This is a genomic window from Gordonia sp. CNJ-863, assembly GCF_001942325.1.
Taxonomy (GTDB): domain Bacteria; phylum Actinomycetota; class Actinomycetes; order Mycobacteriales; family Mycobacteriaceae; genus Gordonia; species Gordonia alkanivorans.
In genome coordinates this window covers 242953-255407 of record NZ_MKKG01000022.1, presented here as the reverse complement: position 1 = coordinate 255407, position 12455 = coordinate 242953, and the positions used below count along the sequence as shown (strand labels likewise).

Here is a 12455-nt window from a genome sequence, read left to right as displayed (position 1 = left end):
CTGCTGATCATGGATGCGGCGACCATCGTTCGGGATGCCTCGGTCTCGGGCACACACATCGTGGGTGAATTGCGGCTCGAGTGGTCGGCGGCGTGCAACGTCGGCCGGGTCCGCGAGACCAACGAGGATGCCGCACTGGCACTGCCGGGCATGTATCTCATCGCCGACGGCATGGGCGGTCACGACAGCGGCGAACTCGCCAGCGAGGCCGCACTGCTCACGCTCTCCGAGGCGACGAGCGCCGGTGAATTGAACGCCACCAAGGTGCAGCTCGACGACCTGCTGGTCGCGGCACAGCGTCGCATCGGCGAGATCGACACCGAGACCGACCGTCGGGCGGGCACCACCGCCACCGGTGCTGTGCTGGTCACCCACGAACAGAGCCCGCACTGGCTGGTCCTCAACATCGGCGACTCGCGCACCTACCGGTACCAGAACGGTTCGCTGCAGCAACTCACCACCGATCACTCGCAGGTCCAGGAGTTCATCGACGCGGGCTTCCTGACGCCGGAGCAGGCGCGAACCGACCCGCGGCGCAACGTCATCACCCGTGCCCTCGGTGCCGGGATGGTCGATCCCGTCCCGGATTTCTTCAACACCCCGGCCTTCCCGGGCGATGTCCTGCTCCTCTGTACCGACGGGCTCACCGGTGAGCTGCCCGACGAGGAGATCGGCGACATCCTCGCCAACGCGTCGACCTCCGACGAAGCGGCCGAACGTCTCGTCGACGCGGCGCTCGCACTCGGCGCCCACGACAACGTCACCGTCATCGTGGTGACCGTGCACGAGTCGGTTCCGACCCTGACGATGCCTGCTCTCGACGGCGCCGCCGAGGGAAAGTCCACCGACGAGGCGACGGTCTCAGACCCCAACTGATGGAGGTGATCTGGTGAACACAGGTCACGATCCCTCGGTCTACGACCCCTCGGACGCCGCCGACACCGGGCTCGACGACGGTGCGACCTACGTCGAGTACTGCGGCGAACGAACCGCGCTCGACGCCGACCGGCGTTTCTTCATCGGCCGTGAGGCCGATCTGTCGATCGACGACAACCCGTATCTCCACCGCCGATTCCTGGTGGTGCACAACGAGAACGGGCTGTGGTGGCTCACCAACCTGGGCACCCACCTGTCGGCGAGCGTGTCGGCCGGTGATGTCGGCTTCTCGGCCACCCTCGGTCCGGGGGCCCGCATGCCGCTGGTGTTCGGCGAGACCACCATCGTGTTCACCGCCGGCCCCACCACCTACGAGCTGAGTGTGTTCGCCCGTGCGCCGCAGGTGAAGTCGGTGACCCGCCCGGAGTTCAGCGGCGGCCACACCACTCAGGGCGTGCCGACCCTGACCGAGAGCCAGAAGCTGCTCATCGTCGTACTGGCGGAGGAGATCCTGCGCCGCGAGGGGACCGGCGCCTCGTCGATCCCGTCCTCGGCCCAGGCCGCCCGACGCCTCGGCTGGCCGCTGACCAAGTTCAACCGCAAGCTCGACAACGTCTGCGACAAGCTCGATCAGCTCGGCGTCAGCGGGATGCGCGGCGGCGGCGGCAAACTCGCGAGCAACCGCCGCACCAAGCTCGTCGAGTACGCGGTGTCCTCGCGCATCGTGACCCGAGAGGACCTCCCGCTGATCGACGCGGAGGCCGCGCGGAACGCCGCAGGCTGACCGGGTCCTCTGACCTGCGGTTATGGCATGGGTAGTTCTCCCCATGCGGTGGGGAGTTCTCCCCATCGACCGGGGCGCGAAACGCCCATAATCTTCAACTCATCGCCGGCGAAGACCCGGCACAGACCACCCGGTTCGATGAGTGAAGAGGAAGCACACATGACTGCGATCGCCCACCAGGCCCCCCAGCACCTGCGCCAGATCAACGCTCGACGCGACGCCGAGGCGCAGGCCCGTCGCCAGGAGGCACTGGCCCGTCTCGCGGCCCGCCGGATGCCGCTCCCCGGGCAGGTCTCCCGTCAGAACCAGCCCGGCCTCGGTCTCCGCGCCGGGCACCCGCACCTGCACCGCGTCGCCTCGCCGATGCCGGCGTCCGAAACCGCGGTGACCACCGAGGCGTCCACCGGTCGCGCCAAGCCCAATCTCACCTCCCGCGAGGTCGAGGTGCTGCGGACCTGGATGCTCGTCGACTCCAAGCCCGCCGTCGCCCAGGAGCTCTACATCTCCCTCGGCACGGTCAACACCCACCTGACCCGCATCCGCGCCAAGTACGCCGAGATCGGTCGCCCGGCCCCCACCAAGGCCTCGCTCGTGGCCCGCGCCATCCAGGACGGGATCATGACGCTCGACGAGCTGTAGAGGCTGACATCGGGATGGGTTGCCCGGTGCGGGATACTGGTCGGCGTGGCAGCCATCGAGGACATACTCCAGGTCGAGCAGATCGAGACCGACATCTACCGGGGTGGTGCTTTCCCCAGCCACCTCCAGCGCACCTTCGGCGGCCAGGTCGCCGGTCAGGCGCTGATGTCGGCGACGCGAACGGTCGACGCCGACCATTACGTCCACTCGCTGCACGGATACTTCCTGCGACCCGGCGATCCCGACATCCCGGCGGTGTTCCTCGTCGACCGGATCCGCGACGGGCGGTCCTTCGTCACCCGGCGGGTCACCGGGATCCAGCGTGGTGAGGCGATCTTCACGATGTCGGCGTCGTTCCACGTCCGGACCGACCAGGGCTACGAGCACCAGGACCGCATGCCGCCGGTGCCGGACCCCGAGGAACTCACCGACCGCCTCGACGAGCTGGGCGAGGAAGAGCGCGCGGTGTTCAAGGAATGGCGAAACTTCGACCTCCGCATCGTGCCGCCCGAGAAGATGGTCACCTCCCCGTATCTCGCTGCGCAGCAACGGGTCTGGTTCCGGTATCGGCACCAGCTGCCCGACGACACGGTGTTCCACGTGGGGACGCTCGCCTACATGAGCGACATGACCCTGCTCGGGTCGTCGCGCGTGCCGCACCCCGAGTCCAACCCGCAGGTCGCCTCCCTCGACCACGCGATGTGGTTCATGCGCCCGTTCCGCGCCGACGACTGGCTGCTCTACGACCAGACGTCGCCGTCCGCGGACGGCGGACGTGCCCTGACGCAGGGCCGGATCTTCGACCGGCAGGGACGCATGGTCGCGGCGGTCACGCAGGAGGGGCTCGCCCGCACCGGACGCCAGATGCCCGAGGACCAGCACGCCCGGACCGATCGGTGAGCGCCGGATCGCGACCGCGGATCGGGGTTCTCGCACTCCAGGGTGACGTGCGCGAACACGTCCACGCCCTCGAGGCCAGCGGCGCCGACGCACTGCCCATCCGCAGGCGGTCCGAGCTCGACGAGATCGACGGCATCGTCATCCCCGGCGGGGAGTCGACGACGATGAGCAAGCTGCTGGGCATCTTCGATCTCTTCGACCCGCTCGCCGAGCGACTCTCGGACGGGCTGCCCGCTTACGGCTCCTGCGCGGGCATGATCATGCTCGCCTCCACGATCCTCGACACCCGTCCCGACGCGCGCCACCTCGACGCGCTCGACATCACGGTGCGGCGCAACGCCTTCGGCCGTCAGGTGGAGAGTTTCGAGACCGATCTCGACTTCGTCGGCATCACCGATCGAGCCGGTGCGCAGCCGATGCGGGCGGTCTTCATCCGGGCGCCCTGGGTCGAATCGATCTCACCCGACGTGGAGGTCCTCGCCCGGGTCCCGGAGGGGCCGGCCGAGGGTCGGATCGTCGCCGTACGTCAGGGAAATGTGCTCGCGACGTCGTTCCATCCGGAGGTCACCGGCGACCGACGCGTACATGAATACTTCGTGCAGATGGTGCGTCGGTAAGATCGTGCCGAACCAGCGACAGTGCAAGCGCCTGCGGCAGCAGTCGGCAGGCTTGAGGATCGTCGGATGCGGGGCCACGGGCCCGGCATGCGTTCCGCGGGTGACCACCCGCTGCGCACCGGCACCGGGAAAGGATGCGACGACATGAGCGGCCATTCCAAATGGGCCACCACCAAGCACAAGAAGGCGGTCATCGACGCCAAGCGCGGGAAGATGTTCGCCAAGCTCATCAAGAACATCGAGGTGGCGGCACGAACCGGCGGTGGTGACCCGGCCGGCAACCCCACCCTCTTCGACGCCATCCAGAAGGCGAAGAAGTCGTCGGTGCCCAACGACAACATCGAACGCGCCCGCAAGCGCGGCGGTGGTGAAGAGGCGGGCGGCGCCGATTGGCAGACCATCATGTACGAGGGCTACGGCCCCAACGGCGTGGCGATCCTGATCGAGTGCCTCACCGACAACCGGAACCGTGCGGCCGGCGAGGTCCGCACGGCGATGACCCGCAACGGCGGCAACATGGCCGACCCGGGTTCGGTGTCGTACCTGTTCACCCGCAAGGGCGTCGTCACCCTCGAGAAGAACGGCCAGTCCGAGGACGACGTCCTGATGGCCGTGCTCGACGCCGGTGCCGAAGAGGTCACCGACCTCGGCGACACCTTCGAGATCGTCAGCGAACCGACCGATCTGATCGCGGTGCGCAGCGCCCTGCAGGAAGCCGGCATCGACTACGACTCCGCCGAGGCCAGCTTCCGCGCATCGGTGGAGGTCGCCGTCGACGCCGACGGTGCGCGCAAGGTCTTCAAGCTGATCGACGCGCTCGAGGACTCCGACGACGTGCAGAACGTCTACAGCAACGTCGACATCAGCGACGAGGTCCTTGCCGAGCTCGAGAACGACTGAGGCTCGCCGCCCTCGCGGGGGCGTGTTGATCATCGGAGTTGTCCGCTCTCCCCGATAGGATCTCGAACAGTTGTTCGTAACATCGTTCGGATGCCTGGGAGGGTACGAGTGCGCGTCATGGGCGTCGATCCGGGTCTCACGCGGTGCGGCATAGCGCTGGTGGAGTCGGGTCGCGGAAGGTCGGTGACCGCACTCGACGTGGACGTGGTGCGCACGCCGAGCGACATGGATCTGGCCGAGCGGCTGCTCGCGATCTATACCTCGGCGTGCCACTGGCTCGACGTCCACCAGCCCGATGTGGTGGCCATCGAGCGTGTGTTCGCGCAGAACCAGGTCTCGACCGCGATGGGCACCGCCCAGGCCGGCGGCGTGATCGCGCTTGCGGCGAGTCAGCGTGACGTGCCCGTCCGGTTCCACACGCCGTCGGAGGTCAAGGCCGCCGTCACCGGCAGCGGTCGGGCGGACAAGGCCCAGGTGACCGCGATGGTGACGCGGATTCTCGGCATGCAGACCAAGCCGAAGCCGGCCGACGCCGCGGACGCTCTCGCGCTCGCGATCTGTCACTGCTGGCGCGGACCCATGATGGAGCGGATGGCAGCCGCGCAGAAACAGGCCGATGCGGCCGCCGCGAAGCATCGCCAGCGGCTCGCCCAGGCACGAGAGGGGAGTCGCGCATGATCGCGTCAGTCCGCGGTCCGGTTCTCGAGATCGCCCTCGATCACGCCGTGATCGACTGTGCGGGAGTCGGTTACCGGGTTCTGGCGACCCCGGTCACGTTGTCCCGTCTTCGCCGCGGCGACGAGGCCACGCTGTTGACCTCGATGATCGTCCGCGAGGACTCGATGACGCTGTACGGGTTCACCGAACCCGACGCCCGCGCGCTGTTCGCGCTGCTGCAGACGGTCACCGGCGTCGGTCCGCGGCTGGCGATGGCGACCCTCGCGGTCCTCGAACCCGACGCCTTGCGTCGTGCGCTGGCCGACTCCGACACCAAGGCACTGACGTCGGTGCCCGGCATCGGCAAGCGGGTCGCCGAAAGACTCTGCGTCGAACTGCGGGACAAGGTGGACCGTCCGACGGCCGACACGGCCACCGGCAGCGTTCCCGCAGTCGGAATCCGCGATCAGGTGGCCGAGGCGCTCGTCGGACTCGGCTTCACCGCTGCCCCCGCAGAGAAGGCGGTCACCGCGGTCCTCGCCGAGAACCCCGACGCCGATGCGTCGACCGTGCTCCGCCGGTCGCTGGCGATGCTGGGCAAGGCTTCGTGATGACCGGCGATCCCGACGACCTCGAGGATCGCGAGGTCAACGCGACACCGGTCCGGTCCGACGGCGATCTCGACGCAGGCCTGCGTCCGCGGTCGCTGGCCGATTTCATCGGTCAGCCGCGCGTCTGCGAGCAGCTCGAACTCGTCCTCCACGGGGCCAAGGGCCGCGGCGGGACCCCCGACCACATCCTGCTGTCCGGTCCTCCGGGACTCGGCAAGACCTCGCTCGCCATGATCATCGCGTCCGAGATGGGTGCGGCGATCCGGGTGACATCGGGTCCGGCACTCGAACGCGCCGGGGACCTCGCCGCCATGCTGTCGAACCTCGTCGAGGGCGACGTGCTGTTCATCGACGAGATCCACCGCATCGCCCGGCCCGCCGAGGAGATGCTGTATCTCGCGATGGAGGACTTCCGCGTCGACGTCGTGGTCGGCAAGGGCCCGGGTGCCACCTCGATCCCACTCGACGTCGCCCCGTTCACCCTGGTCGGCGCCACCACCCGTTCCGGCTCGCTGACCGGCCCGCTGCGCGACCGCTTCGGGTTCACCGCGCACATGGAGTTCTACGACCCCGCCGAACTCGTCCGGGTGCTCAACCGGTCCGCGGGCATCCTCGGCATGGAGCTGCGGCCCGACGCCTCCGAGGAGATCGCGCGCCGGTCACGCGGCACGCCCCGAATCGCCAACCGCCTGCTCCGACGCGTCCGCGACTACGCCGAGGTCCGCGGCGACGGCTCGATCACCGTCGACGTCGCCCGCGCCGCCCTCAAGGTCTACGACGTCGACGAACTCGGTTTCGACCGACTCGACCGCGCCGTCCTCGACGCCCTGATCCGGGCGTTCGGCGGGGGACCGGTGGGGGTGTCGACGCTGGCCGTGGCGGTCGGCGAGGAGCCCGCGACCGTCGAAGAGGTCTGCGAGCCGTTCCTGGTCCGGGCCGGGATGATCGCCCGCACCCCACGTGGCCGAGTCGCCACCGCGGCGGCGTGGCATCACCTCGGCCTGACGCCGCCCGCCGGCGCGATGAACGCCTCGTTCGGCGCCCGCCCCCGCGACGTCGGGGGCGAGTCCCTGTTCGGCGAACTCTGACCCGACCCGCGTGCGGAACCCCGGTGTGACGCGGGGCACCACCTGCAGGGATGCTCTCTCCGGTGGACGTGGCACACTGTGTGGAGCACAGCGTGACCATCTGACGCCTCTCGCCGTTCGGCGCGGGGTGGTGGTGCACGCGGTACAACCCGAAACACAAAGGACTGACTCTCACCCATGGACGCTCTGCTCTTCCCCCTCTTGCTGGCACTGCTCGCCGGCTTCATGTTCTTGTCGATGCGGAAGCAGAAGAAGCGCGCGGCCGAGATGCAGGACATGCAGAACTCGGTGTCGACGGGTACGCGCATCCAGCTGACCTCGGGCCTGTTCGGCACCGTCATCGATGCGGCGTCGTCCGACTTCGTCGACGTGGAGATCGCCACCGGTGTGGTCACCCGCTGGAACCGTCTCGCGATCATGCGCGTCATCCCCACCGACGAGGCCGCCGCGACCTACCCGGGCCACACCGCTCCGGAAGCCGACTACAGCGACTACGCCGACGACTCGGACTCGGTCAGCCTCGACAAGCCGTCGTCCGACGACGCGCGCGACACCGACAAGTAATCCCGGAGCAGCGCCGCGCCGGCGATCGGCGTGGCGCCTCCTGCCCACCTCCCGCGCATCGCCTGTCTTGCTGAGGTCTGCGTGCCCCGCTGCCATCGCGGCGCGCGCACGCAGACCTTCGGAGTCGGTGGGTCATGCGGTCAGAGTGCCCTCGGCCGGTTGACGTTCCCAAAGGAGACCTGAACAGCTGTGACAAGTCCTCGCTCGACCGCAAAGGCGGACAAGCCCGCCGGCAAGCGGTCGCGACCGAGTCGAGAGATCCCACCGTGGCGTCCGCTCGTGGCCTTCCTCGCTCTGCTCGCCGTCGTGTACGGGTTGATCTACTTCACCGGTCCCCGGACGCTCGAGCCCAAACTGGGTATCGACCTGCAGGGCGGAACCCGGGTGACGCTGACCGCGCGCACCGAGGACGGCAAGGAGCCGACCCGCCAGCAGCTCGACCAGGCCAAGCAGATCATCGAGCAGCGTGTGAACGGCCTCGGCGTGTCCGGTTCCGAGGTCGTCGTCACCGGCAACAACCTCGTGATCACGGTTCCCGGTGAGGACGGCGCGCAGGCCAAGTCGCTGAGTCAGACCGCGCGTCTGTATGTGCGGCCGGTCGTCGGCGCCACGGCGGCGACCCCGCAGCCGCCCAAGCCGGAGAACCAGGACGAGGACCAGGGCAACGCGATGCCCACCGAGGTGGCCGCGGCGGCGATCGCCGAACAGCGCAAGATCCGTCAAGCGCCCGGCGATGCCAAGCAGGAGCAGCTGGTCCCGCTGCAGGAGCAGATGGCGAAGATGGACTGTTCGCCGACCGCCAACGACCCGCTCCGCGGCAACGATCTGCCCGATCAGTACCTGGTGGCGTGTTCCACCGACGGTAAGGAGGTCTACCTCCTCGGTCCGCAGATCATCGACGGCCGCGACATCAAGGACGCGTCCGCCGGCACCGATCCGCAGACCGGCGAATGGGTCGTCACCCTCGAGTTCAAGGGCAAGGCCGCGGACTTCTGGCCCAAGTACACCGCCCAGGAAGCGCCCAACCGCACGCAGACCGCGTTCACCCTCGACTCGGCCGTCGTCTCCGCACCGGCCATCAACGAGCCGATCCCCGGCGGCCAGACCCGCATCAGCGGCAGCAGCGCCGACCCGTTCACCGAGAAATCGTCCAACGAACTCGCGAACGTGCTCAAGTACGGCTCACTGCCGCTGTCGTTCAACGCCTCCGACGCCGAAACCGTCTCCGCGACACTGGGTCTCTCGTCGCTGAAGGCGGGCCTGCTCGCCGGTGCGATCGGCCTCGTCGCGGTGTTGATCTACGCGCTGGCCTACTACCGCATGCTCGGCATCCTGACGATGCTGTCGCTGGTCCTCGCCGGAGCGATGGTCTACGGCATCATCGTCCTGCTCGGCCGCTGGATCGGATTCACCCTCGACCTCGCGGGCATCGCCGGTCTGATCATCGGTATCGGTATGACCGCGGACTCGTTCGTCGTCTACTTCGAACGCATCAAGGACGAGATGCGCGAGGGTCGGAGTTTCCGCTCGGCCGTGCCACGCGGTTGGGCGAGTGCCCGCCGCACCATCTGGTCGGGCAACGCGGTCAGCTTCATCGCCGCCGCGGTGATCTACATCCTCGCGATCGGTGAGGTGCGCGGCTTCGCGTTCACCCTGGGACTCACCACGATCCTCGACGTCATGGTCGTGTTCCTGGTGACCCACCCGCTGGTGGTCTACGCGAGCCGGTCGTCGTTCCTGTCCAAGCCGAGCGTCAACGGCCTCGGCGCGGTCAGCGAGGTGGCTCGCGAGCGCAAGGTCGCGGCCCGCCGCCAAGCCGAGGCCGCCGACAGCGAAGCGACCCCCGCCGACGCGTCCACCAGCGAGAAGGGGACTGTGCGATGACCCGTCCGGACAACCCGAACAAGGACTCGCGGGAGGCCGGCCACACCACGGTCGTCGAACCGCCGTCACCGTCGACCGGTACCGACGCGGACTTCGTCTCCGACAACAGGCGCGGCTTCTTCGCCCGGCTCTACACCGGTACCGGCGCCTTCGAGATCGTCGGCAAGCGCAAGACGTGGTACATCGTCACCGCGGTGATCATGCTGATCTGCTTGGCGTCGATCGCGATCCGGGGCTTCACCTTCGGGATCGACTTCGAGGGCGGCACCCAGATGTCGGTGCCGGTCGCCTCGTCGGAGATCACCGCCGACTCGGTCGAGAAGGTCGTCACTGAGGCCCTCGGCGAGGAGCCCGAGTCGGTCCAGACCGCCGGTGCCGGCAACAGCGCCACCGTGCAGGTGCGCACCGAGACCCTCGACCTCGCGCAGGCCGAGGCGGTGACCCGTGCGCTCACCGAGGAGTTCGGTCCCGCACTGACGGCCTCCGAGGTCAGCATCTCCGACGTCAGCTCCACCTGGGGCCGCGAGATCACCGAGAAGATGGCGCTCGCGCTCGCGGTGTTCCTCGTCATCGTCTTCGTCTACATCGCGGTCCGGTTCGACCGGGAGATGTCGATCGCGGCGATGGCGTCGCTGGCCTTCGACATCGTCGCCACCGCGGGTGTCTACTCGCTGGTCGGCTGGGAGGTCACACCGGCCACGGTGATCGGTCTGCTGACCATCCTCGGCTTCTCGCTCTACGACACGGTCGTCGTGTTCGACAAGGTGCAGGAGAACACCCGCTCGGTGTTGCAGACCTCGCGTCGGACCTATGGCGAGCAGGCGAACCTGGCGGTCAACCAGACGCTGATGCGGTCGATCAACACGACCATCATCTCGGTCCTGCCGATCATCGCGCTGATGCTCGTGGCCGTCTGGCTGCTCGGCGTCGGCACGCTGAAGGACCTGGGTCTGATCCAGCTCGTCGGCGTCGTGGTCGGCACGTACTCCTCGATCTTCCTGGCCGCGCCGCTGCTGGTGACGCTGAAGGAACGTCGTGAGGACGTCTCCCGGCACACCGCCAAGGTGCTGAACCGTCGCGCCGGGATCGAGTCGGGTGTGGCGCCGAGCGGCGACGCCCGGCCGGTTCGCCGCCGTCGGGGCGCGTCCGACACGGACGACGCCGAACGGGTACCGACCGGCAAACGCCGTCGCAACCGCTAGTCTCACCCACGTGATCGTCAGGCACCGGGAGTTCATCAGGGTCCTGAGCCTGCTCGTCGGGATCGTCACGGGCGCCGGCGTCCTGACGGCCTGCGGCGACGACGGGCCGCCGACCATCGACTACGTGATCGACGCCCACGTGACCAGCTACAACGCGAACACCGTCGACGGCAACGCCAACGGTGTGCTGATGGCGACCAGTCGTCTGCTGCCGGGTTTCAGTCTGCTCGGACCCCAGGGGCAGGTCATCCCGGACCGCGACGTCGGCACCGTGTCCCGGATCCCGGGACGCGCACCGGCGTTGCGCTACGAGTTCACGCCCGAGGCGGCCTTCACCGACGAGGTCGCGCTCGACTGCGACGACCTGATGCTGGCCTGGGCGGCCATGAGCGGACGTTTCCCGGGGTTCACACCGGCAACGACCGCCGGGTACCGCGACATCGAGAAGGTGGAGTGCTCGCCGGGCGAGAAGTCGGCGACGGTCACGTTCGCGCAGGGGCGTGAATACCGCAACTGGCTGTCGTTGTTCGGCGCGGGCACGTTGCTCCCGGCGCACATCGTGGCCCGCGACGCCGGGCTCGCCAACGTCGTCGACGCCATCCGCGCGATGGACCGCGGCGCGCTGGCCCGTATCGCCACGGCCTGGAACACCGGCTTCGACCTGACCTTCGGTCCGGTCGACCACGCCCGGTTCCCGTCTTCCGGGCCATACCGCATCGACCGCTACTCGCGGTCGGGCGGACTGGTCCTGATCCCCAACGAATCATGGTGGGGGAACAAGCCCGAGACCTCGCGCATCGTGATCTGGGGCCGCGGAACCGATTCCACGCGACGGCTGCCCGACGGCAAGTTCGACGTCGTCGACGTCACCGCGGGCATCGTCGAGGGCGATCTCGCCGGGACGTCCGGACCCGACGGACCGGCCTCACCCGCCCGGGCGATCGGGGTCGAACAGATCGTGCTCGCCGGCAAGGGTGTCTTCGGGGACGTGCGGATGCGGCAGGCGTTCGCCTCGTGCGTGCCGCGCGCCGACCTCGCCCGCGACTTCTCCGGTGGCGCCACCGTGTGGAATCTGCGTGTCCTCGCGCCCGCCGACAACCTCGCGGGACCGATGAACCCCGAGTTCGGACGCGCCTACCAGAGTCCCGACCTCGAGCGGGCACGGAACCTGCTGCGCGCCGCGACCGGTCAGGGCGCGGCGGACGGGACCACGACCACCGCGAGTCTGCAACCGCGTCGCGTCCGCATCGGCTACGTGGCGCCGACCCTGCGCTGGCAGCAGATGGTCGCGGCCATCGCGGCGTCGTGCCGGGAGGCCGGCTTCGTGGTCGAGGACGTCGCCACACCCGACGTGCAGCCGCGCTCACTCGGCAAGGACGTCGACGCGGTGATCATGGCCAGTGGCGACTCCTTCGCCGCAGCCGGTGCCGCCGACCCGAGCCGTGATGCCTACTCGTTGCGCGGCGGCGACCCGCTCAATCTCTCCGGAACCCGGGATCAGCAGGTCAGTCGCGGGATCGATCAGTTCGCGGTCACGGTGTCCGAACCCGACCGGCTCCGGCTGGCCCGCTCGATCGAGAACGCGAGCTGGTCGTCGATGCCGTCGATACCCCTGTTCGCGTCGCCGCGTATCCGGCAGTGGAAGGATCAGGTGGGTGGTGTCGCAGCGGGACTCAGTCGCGCCGGCACCGGATGGAACATGGATCGATGGACGATCCGCCAGTGACGGCAAG

General features: G+C 68.7%; 13 protein-coding genes. All 13 read left to right on the top strand.

The features are described 5' to 3' along the window. The first annotated feature begins 9 nt into the window (after positions 1 to 9). The 13 genes from BJF87_RS13030 to BJF87_RS12970 all read left to right on the top strand — a co-directional run bounded on the left by BJF87_RS13030 (position 10) and on the right by BJF87_RS12970 (position 12448). Complete coding sequence (locus tag BJF87_RS13030) at positions 10 to 876, top strand: PP2C family serine/threonine-protein phosphatase (protein WP_035751439.1); 867 nt, start codon at positions 10 to 12, stop codon at positions 874 to 876. Between the two features lie 13 nt (positions 877 to 889). Then, positions 890 to 1660: a hypothetical protein gene (locus BJF87_RS13025; protein ID WP_006356987.1), complete on the top strand. Its 771-nt coding sequence runs from the start codon at positions 890 to 892 to the stop codon at positions 1658 to 1660. A gap of 159 nt (positions 1661 to 1819) precedes the next feature. Beyond that, complete coding sequence (locus BJF87_RS13020; RefSeq protein WP_035751441.1) at positions 1820 to 2299, top strand: LuxR C-terminal-related transcriptional regulator; 480 nt, start codon at positions 1820 to 1822, stop codon at positions 2297 to 2299. 45 nt (positions 2300 to 2344) lie between these two features. Further along, positions 2345 to 3199: an acyl-CoA thioesterase II gene (locus BJF87_RS13015; protein ID WP_006356985.1), complete on the top strand. Its 855-nt coding sequence runs from the start codon at positions 2345 to 2347 to the stop codon at positions 3197 to 3199. Beyond that, positions 3196 to 3816: a pyridoxal 5'-phosphate synthase glutaminase subunit PdxT gene (pdxT, locus tag BJF87_RS13010; protein ID WP_006356984.1), complete on the top strand. Its 621-nt coding sequence runs from the start codon at positions 3196 to 3198 to the stop codon at positions 3814 to 3816. The genes BJF87_RS13015 and pdxT overlap by 4 nt, the downstream gene beginning before the upstream one ends. Before the next feature lie 144 nt (positions 3817 to 3960). Further along, a complete protein-coding gene (locus BJF87_RS13005; protein ID WP_035751683.1) occupies positions 3961 to 4716 on the top strand; it encodes a YebC/PmpR family DNA-binding transcriptional regulator in 756 nt (251 codons plus the stop codon). Between the two features lie 108 nt (positions 4717 to 4824). Then, the gene (gene ruvC / locus BJF87_RS13000; protein WP_035751443.1) at positions 4825 to 5394 is read left to right on the top strand and encodes a crossover junction endodeoxyribonuclease RuvC; all 570 of its coding nucleotides are present in this window, start codon (positions 4825 to 4827) and stop codon (positions 5392 to 5394) included. Continuing rightward, positions 5391 to 5984 (top strand): Holliday junction branch migration protein RuvA, encoded by a 594-nt coding sequence (gene ruvA, locus BJF87_RS12995; RefSeq protein ID WP_006356981.1) that lies wholly within the window; start codon positions 5391 to 5393, stop codon positions 5982 to 5984. The genes ruvC and ruvA overlap by 4 nt, the downstream gene beginning before the upstream one ends. Beyond that, the gene (ruvB, locus tag BJF87_RS12990) at positions 5984 to 7072 is read left to right on the top strand and encodes a Holliday junction branch migration DNA helicase RuvB (RefSeq protein ID WP_006356980.1); all 1089 of its coding nucleotides are present in this window, start codon (positions 5984 to 5986) and stop codon (positions 7070 to 7072) included. Before ruvA ends, ruvB begins: the two co-directional genes overlap by 1 nt. Before the next feature lie 177 nt (positions 7073 to 7249). Beyond that, the gene (gene yajC, locus BJF87_RS12985) at positions 7250 to 7636 is read left to right on the top strand and encodes a preprotein translocase subunit YajC (protein WP_006356979.1); all 387 of its coding nucleotides are present in this window, start codon (positions 7250 to 7252) and stop codon (positions 7634 to 7636) included. Between the two features lie 189 nt (positions 7637 to 7825). Further along, entirely contained in the window at positions 7826 to 9520 is a 1695-nt protein-coding gene (gene secD / locus BJF87_RS12980) for a protein translocase subunit SecD (RefSeq protein WP_075863289.1), read from the top strand. Next, on the top strand, positions 9517 to 10722 hold the full coding sequence (gene secF / locus BJF87_RS12975; protein WP_075863288.1) for a protein translocase subunit SecF: 1206 nt from the start codon (positions 9517 to 9519) through the stop codon (positions 10720 to 10722). The genes secD and secF overlap by 4 nt, the downstream gene beginning before the upstream one ends. Before the next feature lie 10 nt (positions 10723 to 10732). Next, entirely contained in the window at positions 10733 to 12448 is a 1716-nt protein-coding gene (locus BJF87_RS12970) for an ABC transporter substrate-binding protein (protein WP_075863339.1), read from the top strand. Positions 12449 to 12455: the final 7 nt, after the last annotated feature.